General features: G+C 57.9%; 20 protein-coding genes. 6 read left to right on the top strand and 14 right to left on the bottom strand.

The window, feature by feature from the left end:
- Nucleotides 1–63 precede the first annotated feature (63 nt).
- The 7 genes from W822_RS39795 to W822_RS39765 all read right to left on the bottom strand — a co-directional run bounded on the left by W822_RS39795 (nt 64) and on the right by W822_RS39765 (nt 5,559).
- Nucleotides 64–321 carry a response regulator transcription factor gene (locus W822_RS39795; protein ID WP_024006318.1) on the bottom strand — a complete coding sequence of 86 codons (258 nt, stop codon included), beginning with the start codon at nt 319–321 and terminating at the stop codon, nt 64–66.
- Between the two features lie 81 nt (nt 322–402).
- Nucleotides 403–1,257, bottom strand: coding sequence for a pantoate--beta-alanine ligase (gene panC / locus W822_RS39790; protein ID WP_024006317.1), 855 nt, complete (start codon nt 1,255–1,257; stop codon nt 403–405).
- Nucleotides 1,258–1,274: 17 nt separating this feature from the next.
- Nucleotides 1,275–2,147, bottom strand: a complete 873-nt coding sequence (locus W822_RS39785; protein WP_024006316.1) for a segregation and condensation protein A — start codon at nt 2,145–2,147, stop codon at nt 1,275–1,277.
- 8 nt (nt 2,148–2,155) lie between these two features.
- Complete coding sequence (locus W822_RS39780) at nt 2,156–2,347, bottom strand: DUF3460 family protein (protein ID WP_024006315.1); 192 nt, start codon at nt 2,345–2,347, stop codon at nt 2,156–2,158.
- A 164-nt stretch (nt 2,348–2,511) separates the two neighbouring features.
- The gene (locus W822_RS39775) at nt 2,512–3,252 is read right to left on the bottom strand and encodes an amino acid ABC transporter ATP-binding protein (RefSeq protein WP_024006314.1); all 741 of its coding nucleotides are present in this window, start codon (nt 3,250–3,252) and stop codon (nt 2,512–2,514) included.
- A 22-nt stretch (nt 3,253–3,274) separates the two neighbouring features.
- Nucleotides 3,275–4,390, bottom strand: coding sequence for an amino acid ABC transporter permease (locus W822_RS39770; protein WP_031243180.1), 1,116 nt, complete (start codon nt 4,388–4,390; stop codon nt 3,275–3,277).
- Nucleotides 4,387–5,559 carry an amino acid ABC transporter permease gene (locus tag W822_RS39765; protein ID WP_024006312.1) on the bottom strand — a complete coding sequence of 391 codons (1,173 nt, stop codon included), beginning with the start codon at nt 5,557–5,559 and terminating at the stop codon, nt 4,387–4,389. Before W822_RS39765 ends, W822_RS39770 begins: the two co-directional genes overlap by 4 nt.
- Nucleotides 5,560–5,791: 232 nt before the next feature.
- Here W822_RS39765 and W822_RS39760 point away from each other — a divergent pair, with 232 nt between their 5' ends.
- From W822_RS39760 to mutY, 3 genes are read left to right on the top strand one after another with little or no spacing between them, the layout of a single operon-like run.
- On the top strand, nt 5,792–6,460 hold the full coding sequence (locus W822_RS39760; RefSeq protein WP_024006310.1) for a cell division ATP-binding protein FtsE: 669 nt from the start codon (nt 5,792–5,794) through the stop codon (nt 6,458–6,460).
- Nucleotides 6,457–7,365, top strand: a complete 909-nt coding sequence (locus W822_RS39755; RefSeq protein ID WP_024006309.1) for a cell division protein FtsX — start codon at nt 6,457–6,459, stop codon at nt 7,363–7,365. Before W822_RS39760 ends, W822_RS39755 begins: the two co-directional genes overlap by 4 nt.
- Nucleotides 7,366–7,368: 3 nt before the next feature.
- The gene (gene mutY / locus W822_RS39750; RefSeq protein ID WP_024006308.1) at nt 7,369–8,460 is read left to right on the top strand and encodes an A/G-specific adenine glycosylase; all 1,092 of its coding nucleotides are present in this window, start codon (nt 7,369–7,371) and stop codon (nt 8,458–8,460) included.
- An 11-nt stretch (nt 8,461–8,471) separates the two neighbouring features.
- On the opposite strand, the gene rodA is transcribed toward mutY, so the two are convergent.
- The 5 genes from rodA to W822_RS39725 form a co-directional block, all read right to left on the bottom strand.
- Nucleotides 8,472–9,626, bottom strand: a complete 1,155-nt coding sequence (gene rodA, locus W822_RS39745; protein ID WP_024006307.1) for a rod shape-determining protein RodA — start codon at nt 9,624–9,626, stop codon at nt 8,472–8,474.
- The gene (gene mrdA / locus W822_RS39740; protein ID WP_024006306.1) at nt 9,619–11,688 is read right to left on the bottom strand and encodes a penicillin-binding protein 2; all 2,070 of its coding nucleotides are present in this window, start codon (nt 11,686–11,688) and stop codon (nt 9,619–9,621) included. Before mrdA ends, rodA begins: the two co-directional genes overlap by 8 nt.
- A 13-nt stretch (nt 11,689–11,701) precedes the next feature.
- Entirely contained in the window at nt 11,702–12,238 is a 537-nt protein-coding gene (gene mreD / locus W822_RS39735) for a rod shape-determining protein MreD (protein WP_024006305.1), read from the bottom strand.
- Nucleotide 12,239: 1 nt separating this feature from the next.
- Nucleotides 12,240–13,151, bottom strand: a complete 912-nt coding sequence (mreC, locus tag W822_RS39730) for a rod shape-determining protein MreC (RefSeq protein WP_024006304.1) — start codon at nt 13,149–13,151, stop codon at nt 12,240–12,242.
- A 90-nt stretch (nt 13,152–13,241) separates the two neighbouring features.
- Entirely contained in the window at nt 13,242–14,285 is a 1,044-nt protein-coding gene (locus W822_RS39725; RefSeq protein ID WP_031243175.1) for a rod shape-determining protein, read from the bottom strand.
- A 221-nt stretch (nt 14,286–14,506) separates the two neighbouring features.
- Between W822_RS39725 and gatC the strand changes: the two genes are divergently transcribed.
- Genes gatC through gatB form a run of 3 tightly spaced genes read left to right on the top strand, consistent with a single transcriptional unit; the run spans nt 14,507 to nt 17,789 of the window.
- A complete protein-coding gene (gatC, locus tag W822_RS39720) occupies nt 14,507–14,815 on the top strand; it encodes an Asp-tRNA(Asn)/Glu-tRNA(Gln) amidotransferase subunit GatC (RefSeq protein ID WP_024006302.1) in 309 nt (102 codons plus the stop codon).
- 2 nt (nt 14,816–14,817) lie between these two features.
- On the top strand, nt 14,818–16,338 hold the full coding sequence (gene gatA, locus W822_RS39715) for an Asp-tRNA(Asn)/Glu-tRNA(Gln) amidotransferase subunit GatA (RefSeq protein WP_024006301.1): 1,521 nt from the start codon (nt 14,818–14,820) through the stop codon (nt 16,336–16,338).
- Nucleotides 16,335–17,789, top strand: coding sequence for an Asp-tRNA(Asn)/Glu-tRNA(Gln) amidotransferase subunit GatB (gatB, locus tag W822_RS39710; RefSeq protein WP_024006300.1), 1,455 nt, complete (start codon nt 16,335–16,337; stop codon nt 17,787–17,789). Before gatA ends, gatB begins: the two co-directional genes overlap by 4 nt.
- Nucleotides 17,790–17,930: 141 nt before the next feature.
- Here gatB and pyrE read toward each other — a convergent pair whose 3' ends face one another.
- A complete protein-coding gene (pyrE, locus tag W822_RS39705) occupies nt 17,931–18,602 on the bottom strand; it encodes an orotate phosphoribosyltransferase (protein WP_024006299.1) in 672 nt (223 codons plus the stop codon).
- A gap of 58 nt (nt 18,603–18,660) precedes the next feature.
- Nucleotides 18,661–19,542: a LysR family transcriptional regulator gene (locus W822_RS39700; protein WP_024006298.1), complete on the bottom strand. Its 882-nt coding sequence runs from the start codon at nt 19,540–19,542 to the stop codon at nt 18,661–18,663.
- Nucleotides 19,543–19,594 lie beyond the last annotated feature (52 nt).

Here is a 19,594-nt window from a genome sequence, read left to right as displayed (position 1 = left end):
CACCTTAACGCCCCTGCGATGGCTGCCATCGGCCACTGTGGCGGTTTGCCCGCTGTTGTGCATTCAGGGCTGAGGACGGTCGGGAATATGGGCATTTAATTGGGTAAAGACCTGTCGCGCCAGTTCGGTGGCATTGCGTACATTCATCTTGCGAAAAATCCGCGCCCGATGCGCTTCGATCGTACGTTGCGACACGCCAAGTTCCGCGGCCGCTACCTTGTTCGGCAGCCCGCGAGAGACAAAAAAGAAGACTTCTTTTTCGCGCGGCGTCAGGCACTGGATCAGTGGCTCCAGTCCCGGGATGTTTTCTCCTGTTCCCATCTCAATACCTCACATGTTCTAAAGAGAGGGAACTGATTATAGTAATCCTGCCAACACCCAAAAACTATTAGCGGTAATAGTTTATGGTTTATATGCGAATTCGAGATTGTCGATCAGACGGGTCGCGCCCAGTTTCGCAGCGGCCAGAACAATGAGGGGCTCGTTGGCAAGCATCTCCTGCTGCGTAGGCGGATTCAGATCGTGCTGTCGGCGCACCGAGACATAGTCAACCTGCCAGCCCCGGTCAGCCAGGCACTGATGGCCGAAAGCCTCCAGGGATTCGACCGACGCATCACCCGCCTGCAGCCGCTCACGAACGGCCTGCAGTGTCTGAAACAGTACAGGCGCTTCCTTGCGCTCGCTATCGGAAAGAAAACGATTGCGGGATGACAGAGCCAGGCCGCTGTCTTCGCGTACGGTTTCATGGGCATAAATGGTGACCGGCAACTGGAATTGACGGCACATTTTGCGCACGATCATCAACTGCTGATAATCCTTTTTCCCGAATACAGCCACTTTGGGCTGCACACAGGAAAACAGTTTGAGCACCACTGTTGACACGCCGGTGAAAAAACCGGGGCGAAACTCGCCTTCCAGGATATTGCCCAGATCATCGGGGGGCTGGATCTTGAAACTTTGCGGCTCGGGATACATTTCCTTGACCGCCGGCGCAAACAAGACATAGACATCGCGCCGCTCTTCAAGCTTGCGAATATCCTCTTCAAGGGTGCGCGGATACTTGTCGAAATCTTCATTCGGCCCGAACTGCAACGGATTGACAAAAATACTGGCAACAACCGGATCCCCATGCTGACGGGCCATTTTCATCAACGCCAGATGTCCTTCATGAAGATTGCCCATGGTTGGCACAAAAGAAGCGCGCAACTGGCCACGCATCTGGTCACGGAGTTCTTCAATGGTATGGACGACTTTCAATCTTGTTCCTTTGACGGTCAGGCCACTGCCTGACTACTGTATGAGAGACGAATATAAATGGGAGCGTAAGGCTCGGCCTGCGTAATTTCCAGCAGTGTTTCGCGCGCCAGCTCCAGCATGGCAAGAAAATGCACGACAACCACTGCGGCAGGATCACCGTCTTCGACCCGTTCCATGAACAGATCGCGAAATTCCATAAACCGCACATCCGACAGGCGACGCAGAATATGCGTCATATGATCACGTACCGACAGCTGCTCGCGTGTGATGTGATGATGCGCATTCAGTTTGGCCCGCTTCATGATGTCCAGCCACGCCTGACGCAGATCCTCGGCGTTGACGTCGGGCAGCGCCCTTTCCGTGTTCAGGTCCATGAAAGCACGCGCACGCTCGAAATCGCGCCCCAATTGGGGCATTGTATTGAGCTTCTGGGCCGCCAGCTTCATCTGCTCGTACTCCAGCAGACGACGGACCAATTCTGCACGCGGATCTTCCACCTCTTCACCCGTATCGGATTTCTTCACCGGCAATAGCATGCGCGATTTGATTTCAATCAAGAGCGCCGCCATAAGCAAATACTCGCCGGCCAGCTCCAGATTGTGCTGGCGGATTTGCTCGACATAGTTCAAATACTGACGCGTGACTTCCGCCATGGGAATGTCCAGCACATTGAAGTTCTGCTTGCGAATCAGGTAGAGCAACAGATCCAGGGGGCCTTCGAAGGCTTCCAGAAACACTTCAAGCGCGTCTGGCGGAATGTACAAATCCTGCGGGATATCGAACAACGGCTCACCATACAGGCGCGCCAGTGCGACCGAGTCGATGGTGTCGGGTGTGGAATCCACTTCAGGTGAGACCAGCGCTGTAAGCTGATCGGCAGGAACCGTCATGCGTGCGGTCAGCTATTGTTTGAATACACGTAGGGCTTCTGGGGCACTTTGGCCTTTTTGAACCCCTCAAGCAGGTCGGTGTCCAGTGTTTTGTCCCACAGGAGCCCGCGGCCCTGCCGCTGGCGCTCTTCCGTACCCGGATGCTGGTCTTTGTACTGTTTAATAAACTTGGTGATATCGGATTCGAAATTTTCTGCCATGATCTTGTAACCGTTGGTGTAAATGGCCGTAAATGGCTGCTTGCTGCCGCCATTTTACACTGGAATTTCCCGGGGCAGACCGGCGGCAGGCTTAGTGCAGAATCTGACCCGTGCAGTGACGGACACACTTAATGCAAAATCAGCTTCAAATGTGACGAGTGCGCTTAGTGCAGAATCTGATCCAGAAAATGACGGGTGCGTTCATGCTGCGGATGGTCAAAAAACGCGTCGGGCGTATTTTGCTCGACAATGCTGCCCTGATCCATGAACACAACCCGATCGGCCACCTTGCGGGCAAAACCCATTTCATGGGTCACGCACAGCATGGTGACGCCCGATTCGCTGGCAAGGTTGACCATGACATCCAGCACTTCCTTGACCATCTCTGGGTCCAGAGCCGAGGTCGGTTCATCGAACAGCAGCACTTTGGGATTCATGCATAGCGAGCGGGCGATGGCGACGCGCTGCTGCTGCCCGCCCGAGATCTGTCCGGGAAATTTATTGGCCTGATCCGGTATGCGCACCCGCTCCAGAGTCTGCATGGCCCTGGCCTGCGCCTCGGCCTGCGACTGCTTCAGGACCCAGACAGGCCCCAGCGTCAGGTTTTCAAGCACGGTCAGATGAGGGAATAAATTAAAGTGCTGAAACACCATGCCGACATTTTTGCGTACCTGCTCGACCTTCTTCAGATTGTCGGTCAGCTGCGTGCCGTCAACAATAATCGTGCCTTCCTGATGAGACTCCAGTGCATTGATACAGCGAATCAGGGTGGACTTACCCGAACCGGAGGGGCCGCAGATCACAATCCGCTCTCCTGCCGCCACTTCCAGATTGATGTCGCGCAAGACATGGAACTGGCCATACCATTTGTTTACGTTTTCCATACGGATAATGGGTTCTGTCACAGATTGCTCCGGGCTCTGGCGGCTAATGCGAATATCCCGTATCCAGCCGGGACTCCAGCTGTTTGGAATAACGGGACATCGCAAAGCAGAATATAAAATAAATCAGGGAAATAAAGAGATATGCCTCGATACTGAAACCGCGCCATAGCGGATCGGACAGCGAAGCCTTGGCTGACAGCGTCAAATCGTAAATACCGATGACCACTACCAGGGAGGTATCTTTAAACAGTGCAATGAAAATGCTCACCAGCGGCGGGATGACGATACGCAGCGCCTGGGGCAGGACAATCTTGCGCATGGTCTGCCAATAGGTCAGGCCGATAGACTGAGCGCCTTCGATCTGCCCCCGGTCAATCGCCTGCAGGCCGCCGCGCACGGTCTCTGCGACATAGGCAGCCGCGAACATAATAATGGCGATCTGCGCGCGCAGCAGTTTGTCGATGGACATCCCTTCGGGCAAAAACAAGGGGAGCATGACCGACGACATGAACAACAGACTGATCAGCGGCACGCCACGGATGATTTCAATATAGACCACGCACAGCGCCTTGATAACCGGCATGTTTGAGCGACGCCCCAGCGCCAGAATCACACCGACCGGAAAGGCAAATGCAATCCCGAAGGTCGACAAAATCAGGGTCAGGGGCAAGCCACCCCAGCGAGTATTTTCAACATAGGTCAGGCCCGCAAGTCCGCCCCACATCAGACAGGCCACGCAGGCCAGCCCGACCACCCATATAGCCACAAGCCACAGGTTCCAGAAACGGCGAATCGCGCTGCAAACGATCACGGCAAGCAATACGAGGGTGGCCAGCAGCGGCCGCCACTGCTCGTCATAGGGATAGGTGCCGAACAGAATAAGCCGGTATTTTTCACGGATAAATGCCCAGCAGGCGCCGCCGGGACCGGCGCGGCACTCCTGGGCATTGCCGGCGGTGAAGTTGGCCTTCAGAAGCGCCCACTCCAGCAGCGGCGGCAGTCCCATCATCAGCAGCCAGACAACCAGCACGGTCATCAGAATATTGAGCGGCGAGGCAAACAGACGCGTACGCACCCAGCCGATCACGCCGGCTTTCCCCACGGGAGCCGGTTGCGCTGCGATCAACCCGGTATCCGGGGACGGTGTATTCATGCTCATCGCTCCACCAGTGCAATCCGACGGTTATACCAATTCATGAAAAGCGAAATGGACAGGCTGACCGTCAGGTACGCGGCCATGACGATCAAAACACCTTCGATCGCCTGCCCCGTCTGATTCAGGGTCGTATTGATGATCGATACGATATCCGGGTAGCCAATGGCAACAGCCAGCGAGCTATTTTTCATCAGGTTCAGATAGGTGCTGGTGAGCGGCGGAATCATAATCCGCAGCGCCTGAGGCAGAACCACCAGCCGCAGCGCCCGGCTGCGACCCAGCCCGATAGAACCGGCAGCCTCCCACTGGCCCTTGGGCACCGCCGCAATCCCGGAGCGCACAATTTCGGCCACAAACGCCGAGGTGTAAATGACCAAACCGCAAAGCAACGCAGTGAGTTCAGGGGATACATTGGCCCCACCGGCAAAATTGAACCCGCGCAGCTCGGGCACGCTCAGCACCGGCTGTCCGCTGCCCAGAAAGTACCCTGCCAGCGGCAACACCACAAACAGCACCACCCCCAGCGGCCAGGTGGCGTTGTGCACACCGGTATTGCGCTGTCTGGTCTGCATGCGACGGTGCGCGATCAGGGTCAGCGCGAGCGCCACGAATACGCCGACCATCAGCCATAACGCACTGCCGCCTTCGATTACAGGAAATCGCAACCCCCGGTTGGACAGGAAAACGCCGGGCAAGGGATGCGCAGCCTGGCGCGGACCCGGCAACATCTCTACGATGAGTGCATACCAGAAAAACAGCTGGATCAGCAACGGCACATTGCGCAGCAGTTCGACATATACAGCCGCGAGTCTGGAAATCAGCCAGTTGCCGGATAACCGGGCAATCCCGATCACAACCCCCAGCAGCGTCGCCAGCACAATGCCGGCCGCCGACACAGACAGGGTGTTGAGCAAGCCCACCAGAATGGCCCGACGGTAAGTATCAGTGGGGGAATATTCGATCAGCGACTCGCCGATGGCAAACCCGGCCTCACGATCAAGAAAGCCGAAACCGCTGCGGATATTGCGCACCTCCAGATTGTGCATGGTGTTGGATACCAGATACCAGACCGCACCCGCAAGCAGACCCAGCACCACAATCTGATAGACAATGGCGCGAAAGGTCGGATCATTCCAGGAAAAGGCCAGGCCTTTGGATTTGTATTTCTTCATGCGTGACTGTATCAAATGGCGGCAAAATCAAAGGGCGGCAAAACGCCGTCGCAGTGCCCGCCAATATGGATTCGCGTGCAAATACGCCATCGTACCTGTTTTGAAACAGATGCGCTATCGGGGCCGGCCCGCCACATCCATTCGGACTCACACAATCGCAAACACCCTAATACGATTGCAATTACTCTAAAATGCGGTTTAACAGAACCGAATTTTGAACAACCGGATCCACATGATTCAATTTCAGCATGTCTTCAAATCCTACGGACAGGGCGCAAATATCCTGGCGGATATCAACTTCGATATCACGCCCGGCGAATTCGTTTTCGTCTCCGGGCCGTCCGGCGCGGGTAAATCCACCCTGCTCAAATTGATCGGTGGGCTGGAAGCCCCTACGCGTGGCTCGGTGATCGTCAAGGGCCAGCGTATGGACCAGATCAGCCAGCGCGCGCGCCCCTATCTGCGTCGCGCCGTCGGCGTCATTTTGCAGAATATGCATCTGCTGTATGATCGCAGTGCCTTCGAAAATGTCATGCTGCCGCTGGCCGTCATCGGCCTGAGCTCAGACAAGGCCGCCGCCCGTGCCCGCGCCGCCATTGAAAAAGTGGGTCTGTCCGGCAAGGAAAGACTAAACCCGATCGCCTTGTCCGGTGGCGAACAACAGCGCCTGGCCATCGCCCGCGCCATCGTCAACAAGCCGTCTATCCTGATCGCCGACGAGCCCACAGCCAACCTCGACCAGGCCAGCGCACAAAAGATTCTTGAGGTTTTCCGCGATTTCAACCGCGTCGGCGTCACGACACTGATCGCCTCGCATGACCTGGAACTGCTGCGTCGTCATGCCAACCGCACCCTGCTGATCGAACCGGGCCGCTTCAGAGACCTGGGAAAAAACACATGAAAACCTGGATACGCCACCATTTTTACGCCATGCATATCGCCATCCGGCGACTGCTTTCGACGCCCTTTTCCTCTTTGACCAATATCGTGGTTATTGCCCTGGTCCTGGCCCTGCCGCTTTTGGCAAGCTCCATCCTGGTGTCCATGGAACCGGTAGCGCGCACGGTCTCTGTCAATCCGGCGATCACCCTCTTCATGAAAGGGGATGTTCCGCTTGCAGAGACCCGTGAGCTGGGTGAGCGACTGCAGCAGGAGAACACCGCCATCATCGACAAACTGGAAGTGATTGACAAAACGGAAGCGCTGGCCGGCCTGCGGGCGTCCGAGTCCTGGTCCAATGCGCTCAAGGTACTGCCACGCAACCCCTTGCCCAACTCCATTATTGTGACCATCAAGGAAACCGAAAACCGGGCCAACAAGGCCCAGGAACTGGCCCAGGAATGGAGCAACCTTGAGAATGTCGATACTGTCCAATTTGACAGCGCCTGGGTGCAGAAACTGGAAGCCATCCTGTCTTTCACCCGCGGCGTGCTGCTGTTGCTGGCCATCGGCGTGGCTGTGGTGGTAATCGGGACCGTCTTTAACACCGTGCGCATGCAGGCCCTCGTGCAGCGTGAAGAAATTGCCGTTGCCCGACTGGTGGGTGCCACCGAATCCTTTGTGCGGCGCCCCTTCCTGTATCTGGGCGCGCTGACCGGACTGGTGGCAGGTGTGCTCTCTATTTTACTGACCACGTTCGGACTGGGCTCGCTCAATGGCGCCATCGCCCGGCTGTCGGAAAGTTATGGCACCGATTTTGTCATTCGCCTGCCCGATCCCATCTGGCTGGGCACGGCAATTGTGCTGGTGATGATCGTTGCCGCCCTGGCGGCCCAATGGTCCATGACCCGAAACTCGCGCTTCTGACCCATGTCATTTGTCACTTCCGTCATTGACTGGCAACGCGAACGTGGCCGGCACGACCTGCCATGGCAGAACAGCCGTGACCCCTATCGGGTATGGCTGTCTGAAATCATGCTGCAGCAAACCCAAGTGGCCACGGTCATCCCGTACTACCTGCGTTTTCTGTCCCGCTTCCCCACATTGGCCTCATTGGCCGACGCCAGCCAGGAAGAGGTCATGCCCTACTGGGCAGGCCTGGGCTATTACGCAAGGGCACGCAATCTGCACCGTTGCGCACAGACCGTCGCGCGCGACTGGCAGGGCCGTTTTCCTGAAAAAGCGGCCGATATTGCCAGCCTGCCCGGCATCGGCCCGTCTACCGCCAACGCCATCGCGGCGTTTTGCTACAACGCCCGTCAGCCCATTCTGGATGGCAATGTCAAACGTGTTTTTTGCCGCTATTACGGCGTTGACGGGGACCCGCAGAAAAAAGCGACCGAACAGCGCCTGTGGGACCTGGCCTGGCAGCATCTTGAAGATGCGCCTGCCCAGGTCGATATGGGCGCCTACACGCAGGGCCTGATGGATCTGGGCGCCACGGTATGCACGCGCAGCAAACCGGCATGCGAGACCTGTCCGCTGGCCGACGGCTGCGTCGCGCGACGCGAAGGCCGTCAATTCCAGTTGCCGACGCCGCGCGCGCGCAAGGTGGTGCCGCAACGCCAGGTATGCATGCTGGTGCTGGAGCATGATGAAAAAGTGTTGATGTACCGCCGGGCGGACAAGGGCATTTGGGGTGGCCTGCTCACCCTGCCCGAGTTTGCCGATCGGCGCGCCTGTACCGACTGGTTGCAGCAGTCACTGGGAAATGACGTCCAGCCCTTGCCCCTGGCCGCATTCGAGCATGTCTTTACGCATTTCCGTCTGCATATCGAGCCGATGCTGGCACATATCAATGCAGCACCTACCCTCTTGCCACCAGGCGGCGATGCCGACCACCTGGAACGCTGGCAGTGGATCGACATCAATTCGCTTGCTGAGGCCGCACTGCCCGCGCCGTTGCGCACCCTGCTCAGTGGCTATTTTGAAACAGACGCGCAAAACCCCCGCCTGCTCTGATCATCGACACGTTATTCACCCGACTCGGACGACTTTCGGGTGGGAACGTAATTGGAAATGCTCATCAGCAGCCCGCAGGCGAACCCCAATGTAACCAGAGCGGTACCGCCGTAACTCATAAACGGCAGTGGCACCCCCACAACGGGCAGAATACCCATGACCATGCCCATATTCACGAAAACATACATGAACAGCATCATTGTCATTGCCCCTGCCAGCAAGCGGCCGAACTGGGTGCGGGCACGTACCGTGATCAGAAAACCGCGGGCCAGAAGCAGCGTATACAGCAGTAACAGCATCACACCGCCATACAGCCCGAATTCCTCGGCGAACACCGCAAAGATAAAGTCCGTCGTGCGCTCGGGAATGAAATCCAGATGCGTCTGGGTGCCCAGCATATAGCCTTTACCGTACAACCCGCCAGATCCGATGGCGATCATCCCCTGAATGGTATGAAACCCCTTGCCCAGCGGGTCGCTGCCCGGATCGAGCAGAGTACATACCCGGTGTTTCTGGTACTCGTGCAGCACCACCCAATCGAAGTCGGGGCTGCACAGCACCGGCTCATAATGCAGAATCAGCAGGATGGCCGCAACGCCCAGCACAAACACCGGTGCAATCAGCTTGAATGACAGACCCGCAAAATAAATAATGAAAAAGCCGGTGCTCAGCACAAGCAGACCCGTACCCAGATCGGGCTGACGAATAATCAGCGAAAAGGGCACCAGCAGCAGCACTGCCGCGATCAGAAAATCCAGGATCCGCAATTCGGAGCGATGCTTGTCGAAATACCAGGCCAGCATCAGCGGAACGATGATCTTCATCATCTCGGACGGCTGAATCACCGTGATCCCGATATTGAGCCAGCGCGTCGCACCCTTGTTGGTAATGCCAACCAGCAGCACGGCGACCAGCATGGCAACACCGATCACATAAAAAGGAATGGCGAACTTCATGATGCGAGACGGTGGAATCATGGCCACCGCCCACATCACAAAAAAAGCCAGCAGAAAATTGCGAGCCTGGCTGGCAAAGCGCCAGTCGGTGTCTCCGACCGCGGAATGCATGACCGTCATGCCAAGAATGCAGAAAATAACCAGAATCAGCAACAGCGGCCAGTCAAAGGCACGGAAGGCGCGCAGGATCCAGTCCATCAGTTTATTCATTATCCTGCCTCCGCTCATCGCCATTGCGGCCATTGCCATTGCCTACCGGGGCAAGAATATCCGGCAAATGTTCCGGCGCCCGGTCTTCCGGATTGTCGGGCACGTTCTGCGGCACCATGACATCGGGCGAGGTGTCTTCTGCCGGCTCGTCATTACCGATCTCCAGCACGGGAGCGGAATTGACCTGCGCTGAACGGGTCGGCGAGAGCCAGTAATCGAATACCTTGCGGGCAATAGGTGCCGCAATACTGGCACCCCAGCCGCCGTTTTCCACAATCAGTGCGACGGCAATTTTCGGCTCTTCCGCTGGCGCAAAGCCCATATATAAGGCGTGGTCCCACAAGCTGCGTTTAAGTGTGCGCGAGTTATATTTTGATCCTTTCAGGCTGAAGACCTGCGCCGTACCGGTTTTGCCTGCCGAGTCATAGGCAGCACCCACAAAGCTGCGCCTCGCCGTTCCGCGCTTGGTCACATCGACCAGCGCATCCTTGACCAGTCGGATCGACGTTTCACTCACCGGAATCTGATAATCCGGCTGCTTCACCGTCGGCGTCACCGCTTTGCTGATCGGGCTTTCCATTTCACTCACCAGGTGGGGCCGTATGTACTTGCCGTCAGCCGCCAGCGTAGATGTAGCCTGTGCCAGTTGCATGATCGTAAACGAGTTGTAGCCCTGGCCGACGGCAACCGAAATCGTCTCGCCGGGAATCCAGCGCTGCTGGCGCGGATCCTTGAAGGCTTTTTTCTTCCATTCGCGTGACGGCAGAATTCCGATTTTTTCATATTCCAGATCAATGCCCGTCTTGCGGCCGAATCCGAACATCTTGGAAAAGTCATGCAACGCGTCCACGCCGATCAGCGGACCCAGGCTGAAAAAATAGGTATCGGAAGACACCACCAGTGCCCGGTGCATATTCGTCGGGCCGTACGCTGCGCCCCCAGCATTGCGAAAACGCTGATTGCCGTACTCGAAATAGCCGGGATCGGGAATACGCGCATTGGGATCACGCACTCCGGTCTTCAAGGCAGCCAGCGCCACGAACGGCTTATACGTCGAGCCGATCGGAAACGTGCCCGATACAGGACGGTCAATCAGCGGATGCTCAGGAGAATCGGCCAGGCGACGCCAGTTTTCGACATCAATGCCGTCGATGAACAAATTCGGATCATAAGACGGCGCAGAGACATAAGCGAGCACCTGCCCGTTGCGCGGATCGATCGCCACCAGCGCGCCTTTTTCTGGAACGCCCTCTTTGACAAACCCCTTGCTGTACAAGTCCTCTACCATCTTCTGCAGGCCCATATCAATGGACAAATGCAAGGTGTCGCCGGGTACCGGGTCGATGCGCTTGAGCACCTGCACCGGTTTGCCCGAGGCGGCCACTTCGACCTCTTCCCATCCGGTCTTGCCGTGCAGCACTGTCTCGTAGCTCGCTTCGATCCCTTTTTTGCCGATCACATCCGTGCCACGATAATTGCCTTCGGTCCCTTCCTGCTCCAGGCGTTCCTGATCTCTCTCTGAAATGCGCCCGACATAGCCCACGACATGGGCAGCCGATTCGCCCTGAGGATACTCGCGCACCCAGCGCGCACGCAAATTGACATCGGGAAAACGAAAGGAATGGGCGGCGAAAACGGCCGCTTCATCGTCAGTCAGATTGCCGCGCAACATGACCGATGCATAGCGCGTATTCTGTCCCATGCGTCGCTTGAAGCGGCGCACATCCAGTGGCGTCAGCGTAATCACCGTGCTGATCTGGTTGATGAGTTCATCCAGGTTTTTAACCTGGGCCGGCACAATTTCAAGTGTGTAGTCCCGATAGCTGCGCGCCAGCACCGTACCGTTGCGATCGACAATGTCGCCGCGCCGGGGCGAAATGGGCACCAGGGCAATGCGGTTGCGATCAGCGCGCTCGGCCAGGCCCTGATAGCGCTCGACCTGAAGCACCCATAAACGGTCAATCAGCAGCCCGAAACAACCCAGCACGAACACGATGGCCACGACCACGCGCAGGCGGATTTTTTTTCTCTGAATGGCAGAACGCTTACGGAATTCGAACATAGCCCGCGTCCCGTCAGTTCAGTGTTTCGTTATCGTCTACCGGTCGCAACGGCAGTTTCAGAATCAGATCGGCCACGACCCACATGACACCGGTGATCAATCCGGACAGCACCCAGGTCCAGCCGCCCCAGGCACCCTGCAACCAGGCGTTGAGCAAATGACCGGGAAACGGCGCCAGGAAAAATACCGGCAACATCTGCAACATCTGGCTGAAGCCGCCAAACTGCATCATGCGACGACGAAATACCTTGGCCCCATAGATGACCAGCACATACGCCAGCCCGTGCGCGCCCAGTACATTGGCGTCATGCACATCCATTAACAAACCAAATACCACGGCCGTGATCAGCCCGACGCCACGCACCTGCTGAACGCACCAGAATGCCAGGACCAGAATCAGAATATCGGGTGAACCTTCCCAGTCACGCCACGGCAGCAACGACGCCAGCCAGGTGAACACAATGGTGATCCAGGCGTAGACCGGACTGGAACCGTAGAAATAATCGGTGCGCTGCAAAGGCTCAAGCGCGGTCAGGTTGCGTTTGATCATTTCAATTCACCCGCCGCGACGTGCCGCTGCCCTGGCTGCGCGCATCGGACAGCGAGGCCGGAATTTCCGGCAACGTGTCAGTGGGAACCAGCAGGACCAGAAAGTGGCGATAGCGTTCCGGGTGCGCCGAGGGCAAAGCGTGGGCGCGCATAAAGCCCTCTGCCGAATTGCGTTCGACCGTCGCAATTTTGCCGACCGACAGGCCTTGCGGGTAAATGCCGCCAATGCCACTGGTCACCAGCTCGTCGCCGGCCTGAATATCCGCGCCCATCCCCAGATACCGCACATCCAGTTTGCCGGTCTGTCCCGAACCGAAAGCAATCACCCGCAGACCATTGCGCAGGACCATGACTGGCACTGAAATCTTGTTGTCTGTGATCAGGGTCGCTTCCGAGGTCATGGGCGTGACGCGACGAATCTGTCCGACCACCCCGCCCTCGTCGATGACCGGCATGCCCGGACGAATACCGTCATTGCTGCCTTTGGTCAATACCAGCGTCTGGTTCAGGGGATCGACCGAGGTGTACAGGATTTCAACCGCCACAGAAGGCGTTTGCACCGTGGTTTTGACCGCCAGCAGGCGGCGCAACTGGGCATTTTCTGCCGCCATCTGGGCAGCATGCGTAGACAGCTGCGCCAGCTCGATACGCTGGCGCTGCACCGCAGCGCTTTCCTGCTTGGCGATGGTCACCGCATTAGACCAGTCGTACACCTGCGTGACCGCATCGCGCGGCCACATGGCGGTTCGCTGGAAGGGATAAAGCATGACGGACACGACTTTTCGCACCGGCTCGATATAGCGGGTTTGCGAATCGGCAATCATCAGGCCCACGCAAAAAATGGCCAGAAAAAAAAGTCTGACCTCTGCAGCCGGCCCGTGAGTGAAAAAACGTAATGAACTGTTTTGCTGCATAGGGCAACCGTAAACTGGAACGGAAGAATCTGGAAATAACAGCAGAAGAGAGAGATGCGACGTTCAACAGGCCGCATCCACCCGACGTCTCTAATCGTCGATGAAAATCTGGCCTAGTTTGTCAATGTGTTCCAGCGCTTCGCCACACCCGCGCACCACACACGTGAGCGGATCGTCGGCCACCACCACCGGAATACCGGTTTCTTCCTGAAGCAGGCGATCCAGATCCTTAAGCAGCGCACCGCCACCGGTCAGGGCAATACCCTTGTCGGTAATATCGGCGCCCAGTTCGGGCGGCGTCTGTTCCAGTGCGATTTTGACAGCAGACACGATCTGGTTGAGCGGATCGGTGAGCGCTTCCAGAATTTCATTGGAAGACACGGTAAAGCTGCGCGGAACCCCTTCCGACAGGTTGCGGCCCTTGACTTCCATTTCACGCACTTCGGTGCCAGGGAAAGCGGAACCGATGTTTTTCTTGATGGCCTCGGCGGTCGGCTCGCCGATCAGCATGCCGTAATTGCGCCGGATATAGTTCATGATGGCTTCGTCAAACTTGTCACCCCCCACCCGAACCGACCCCTTGTAGACCATGCCGCCCAGGGAAATAACCGCCACTTCGGTCGTTCCACCGCCAATATCCACGACCATGGAGCCGCTGGCATCGGACACATTCAGGCCGGCGCCAATGGCCGCGGCCATGGGTTCTTCGACCAGGAACACCTGACGCGCACCGGCGCCCTGGGCTGATTCGCGGATAACCCGGCGTTCGACCTGGGTTGAGCCGCAAGGCACACACACGATAATGCGCGGGCTCATGGTCAGCAGGCTGCGCGGATGCACAATGCGAATGAACTGGCGCAACATTTGTTCGGTCACGGAATAATCGGCGATCACGCCGTCTTTCATGGGACGGATGGCCTCGATATTGCCGGGCACACGTCCCAGCATCTGCTTGGCTGCATGGCCTACGGCCTGGATGATCTGACGGCCGTTGGAACCGCCTTCCGTACGAATGGCCACGACCGAAGGTTCGTCGAGCACAATGCCCTTGCCGCGCACGTAAATCAGGGTGTTGGCCGTACCCAGGTCGATGGCCATATCGGTAGATAAAAAGCTTCTTAGAAATCCGAACATAATCGCTCAGTTGAAATAGGGTCAGAGGGAGGTTTCGCGGAGCGCATAAGGGCTCAACACGGGGTTTGAACGCGTGAACACGTAATCATAACGTATAATCACTCTTTGATCGCGTGATTTATCGAATTTGCAGACTGTTTTTTGCAAACTCCCGACCAATTTCAAACACCGTCGCGCGAGCGCTTCGGCGATCCCATTTAATTTCCAGAAAACAAGCGTTTATGGCCCTTACCGAAAACGACGTGACCCGCATTGCCCGTCTCTCCCGGCTCGAACTGGATCCGGCAGAAAAGGCGCAGGCACTGACCGATCTGAACAGCATTCTTGGCCTGATTGAAAAACTCCAGGCCGTCGACACGAAGGGGATCGAACCCCTGGCCCACCCACTGTCGGCCATTCAGGATATTGAACTGCGTCTGCGTGAAGACATCGTCACCGAAACCCCATCCGAAACGACCCGTTCGCGCCTGATGGCCAACGCCCCCGCACAGGAAAACGGCCTGTTTCTAGTTCCAAAAGTAATCGAGTAACCATGAGCGACATCTCCAGTTTCTGTCTGTCCGGGCTGCGCAAGGCGCTGGACAGCAAAGAAGTCAGTGCGGTCGAACTTGCCGAAGCCGCGCTCAATCGCGCCGGCCAGTACACCAGCCTCAATGCGTTTTTGCATATCGATCCCGAAATGACCCGTGCGCAGGCCCGCGCGGCCGACGAACGCATCGCGCGGGGCGACGTCCATGCCCTGACCGGCATCCCGATCGCCCACAAAGATGTCTTCGTGACGCGCGACTGGCGCACCACGGCCGGCAGCCTGATGCTCAAAGACTATGTCAGTCCGTTTGACGCCACGGTTGTCAGCCACCTGGCCAACGCCGGCGCCGTCAACATCGGCAAACTGAACTGTGACGAATTTGCCATGGGCTCAGGCAACGAGAACTCCGCTTTCGGCGTCTGCCGCAACCCCTGGGACACCCAGGCGGTGCCAGGCGGCTCCTCTGGCGGTTCGGCTGTTGCCGTTGCGGCCGGTATTGTCCCGATCACCACCGGCACCGACACCGGCGGCTCGGTACGTCAGCCCGCTGCACTTTGCGGCGTCAGCGGCATCAAGCCCACTTATGGTACGGTCTCGCGCTTCGGCATGGTGGCTTTCGGCTCCAGCCTGGACCAGGCCGGTCCGCTGGCCCGCCACGCCAGAGATCTGGTCACGGTTCTGGACACCATCAGCGGTTTTGATCCCATGGACTCGACCAGTCTGCAGGACTGCCTGGGCACCCCCAACAAAGTGGGTCGCGTACAACAGGCTTTCGACAAGGCCAGCGCCGGGTACCGTGAAGGCGGCGACAAACCGCTGCAGGGACTGCGTATCGGCGTGCCGCGTGAATACGTCGGCGCCGGCCTCAATAGCGAAGTGGCCGCCGCGGTCGAGGCCGCACTGGCCGAACTGGAAAAACTCGGCGCCGTACGGGTCGACATTTCCCTGCCCAATACCGAACTGGCAATCCCGGCCTACTATGTCATCGCCCCGGCCGAAGCCTCCAGCAACCTGTCGCGCTACGACGGCGTTCGCTACGGCCACCGGGCTGCCGCCTACCGCAACATCGACGACATGATCAGTCGTTCGCGCGCCGAAGGGTTCGGCCCCGAGGTGCAGCGCCGCATCCTGATCGGATCATATGTTCTGTCCCACGGCTACTACGACGCCTACTATCTGCAGGCCCAGCGAATCCGCCGCCTCATCGTCGACGATTTCCACAAGGCGCTCAGCACCCAGTGCGATGTCATCATGGGGCCGGTCACACCGGATGTTGCCAAAAATATCGGCGACAACAACGAAGACCCGACCTCCGACTGGCTGGCCGACATCTATACGCTGGGCGTGAGCCTGGCCGGTCTGCCCGCCATGTCGGTGCCTTGCGGCTTCGGCAGAAACGGCACCCGCCCCATCGGCCTGCAAATCATTGGCAACTATTTTGACGAAGGTCGTCTGCTGGCTGTGGCCGACTGCTTCCAGCAGCACACCGACTGGCACACACGCACACCGGATATCCAATCATGAAGTGGGAAATTGTTATCGGACTGGAAACCCATACCCAGTTGTCCACCCAATCCAAAATCTTTTCTGGCAGCAGCACCGCCTTCGGCGCCGAGCCCAACACACAGGCCAACTGCGTTGATCTGGCGCTGCCGGGCAGCCTGCCGGTCATGAACCGCGGCGCGGTCGATCGCGCCATCCGCTTCGGTCTGGCCGTAGGCGGCACGGTATCGCCCCGCTCCATCTTCGCGCGCAAGAACTATTTCTACCCCGATCTGCCCAAGAACTACCAGATCACGCAGTTCGAAATCCCGGTTGTCGTCGGCGGCAAAATCCGCTTCTTCGTGGGCGACCAGGAAAAAACCGTGAACCTGACCCGCGCGCATCTGGAAGAAGACGCGGGTAAATCGCTGCACGACAGCTTCAAGGGCCCCCAGGGCGAGCCGGCCACCGGTATCGACCTGAACCGGACCGGTACCCCCTTGCTTGAAATCGTCTCAGAACCGGAAATGCGCTCTGCGGCCGAAGCCGTCGAGTACGCCCGCGCACTGCACGGCCTGGTTGTCTGGCTCGGCATTTGCGATGGCAATATGCAGGAAGGGTCTTTTCGCTGCGATGCCAACGTCTCGGTGCGTCCTGTCGGTCAAAAGGAATTTGGAACACGGACCGAAATCAAGAACGTCAACTCCTTCCGCTTTCTGGAGCGCGCCATCCTGTTCGAGGCTCGCCGCCAGATCGACGTTCTGGAAGACGGAGGCACCATTATTCAGGAAACCCGCCTGTATGATGACGTGAACGATGAAACCCGCAGCATGCGCACCAAAGAAGACGCGCACGATTACCGGTACTTCCCGGACCCCGACCTGCCTCCGCTTATCATCAGCCCCACGTGGATCGAACAGGTCAAGGCCGACATGCCCGAACTGCCCGCCGTGCGCCGCGAACGTTATGAAACGCAATTGAGCCTGTCCGCCTACGATGCGGCCCAACTGACGGTCACGCGCGATATTTCGGATTTCTTCGAAGCTACGATGGCCCATCTGCCTGCAGAGCAGGCCAAGCTGGCCTCAAACTGGATCACCGGCGAACTGGCGGCCTCGCTCAACCGTGAGGAACGCGACATTGTCGACAGCCCCGTCAGCCCCGAAATCCTGGCCCGGCTGGTGCAGCGCATTGCCGATGGCACCCTGTCCAACAAAACCGGTCGCGACGTATTTGCGGCCTTATGGGCCGGTGAAAACGACGGGAATGTCGATGCCATCATTGAAGCGCGCGGCCTGAAGCAGGTCAGCGACGCCGGCGCCATCGGCGCCCTGATCGACGAAGTGCTGGCTGCGCATCCGGCCATTATTGAAGAGTATCGCGCGGGCAAGCAGAAAGCATTCAACTCGCTTGTCGGTCAGGTCATGAAAGCCGGCAAGGGCAAGGTCAATCCTGCCCAGGTCAACCAGTTGCTCAAGGAAAAGCTGGGCTGACCTACTGCGTTAATCCGCCATATGCAACAGCCGCCATGAAAGGCGGCTGTTGCATATCCGGGGGCCGCAAGACAACAGGGAGGAGGTGCAGATTGAGGGTGCGTGCACACCCCGCCCTCGCCCACATATAACTTGCAGGCGTTACCCTTTGATTCCGTAGCGATCCCGGTACGCGGATACCGCAGACTGATACTGCGCAAAGGTTGCATCCTCATCCAGCAATTGCATAATGTCGTCAAGCGACGCAATACTGATGACGGGCATGCCGTATTTTTGCTGTACATCCTGCACGGCTGAATGGGCCGACAGGGCGTCATCCGCACCCGCGCGTTCCATCCGGTCCAGCGCGATCAGCACGGCCGCAGGTGTGGCCCCCGCCGCCCGGATAATTTCCACCGACTCGCGCACCGACGTCCCCGCAGTAATTACATCATCGATAATGACCACCCGCCCCTGCAGCGGCGCGCCGACCAGCGTGCCGCCTTCGCCGTGCGCCTTGGCTTCCTTGCGATTGAAGGCAAAGGGAACATCCCTGGCATCGGCATCGTGGTTTGCCAGGGCAATGGTGGTGGCCGCCGCCAGGGGAATGCCCTTGTAGGCCGGCCCGAAAAGCATGTCAAAGTCATGGCTGGAATCGAGCAGAGCCTGGGCGTAAAACTGCCCCAGCGTACCAACTGACCTGCCTGAGTTGAAAAGACCTGCGTTGAAGAAATAGGGGCTGATGCGGCCCGACTTTACCTTGAACTCACCAAAACGCAGCACCCCTTCCTGAGAGGCGAAACGGACAAAATCAAGACGGTTCTGAGAAGACATAATGTTCCTGCTGAATATCGGTATTGGGTTGACCCCGCAATGATAAAGCAAGCATCGCCTATGACGCCATGGCGGCCGAAAAAAAATCAATAAAGCTGCGCACCTTGCCGGTTTGGTATTGGCGACTGATATAACTGGCGTAGATATCCAGCGGCGGGCTTTCATAGTCTGGTAACAGGCGCACCAGGCGGCCCTGGACGAGATCCTCCTCGACCAGCCATTCGGGCAGCATGGCCAGGCCCAGCCCGGCGCAGACCAATTTGTGGCTGAGCGTGGTATCGCTCAGCTTCATCAGGCTATGCGGCAGGAACTTCACCTCGCCCTGCGGTCCGTGCAGAACATAATCATTGCGGTCGCGATAATTAGGCGTGATCGCACCAAACCGGTCCAGATCGTCCACTGTCTGCGGCAAGCCCATCCGGCGAACGTAAGCCGGACTTGATACCAGCACCAGGCGAACTGTCCCGATTTTACGCACAATCAATTGCGGTTCGGGTTCGTGCGTGACCCGGATAGCCAGATCCATGCCGGTTTCAGCCAGCTCTACCTTGCTGTTGGTCAAATACAGGTCCGGCACCACGCCGGGATACAGGTTCTGGTACGCCATCAGCATATTTGCGATGCGATCACTAGCAAACCAGACCGGTGCCGTCACCCGCAACACCCCTTTGGGCTCATCTGCGCCATCACCCACGGTCGCTTCGGCCTGATCCAGCATATCCAGGGCATAAATACACTTGTCATAATATTGCTGTCCGGCCTCGGTCAGACTCAGCTTGCGGCTGGTTCGATGCAGCAACCGCGCACCCAGCCGTTGTTCCAGATGCATCACATGCTTGCTGGCCATTGGGCTGGACAGGCCCAGGCTTCGCGCCGCGGCCACAAAACTGCCTGCACGGACCACCTCACAAAACACTCTGATGCTTAGCAAAGTATCCACGTATCACTCCTGAAATAGAAAAAGACCATCCCATGCGCCCGACAGGCAGCGC

The sequence above is a fragment of the Advenella kashmirensis W13003 genome, from assembly GCF_000506985.1.
Classification (GTDB): Bacteria; Pseudomonadota; Gammaproteobacteria; order Burkholderiales; family Burkholderiaceae_B; genus Advenella; species Advenella kashmirensis_A.
This window is presented reverse-complemented; position numbering and strand designations above follow the sequence as displayed.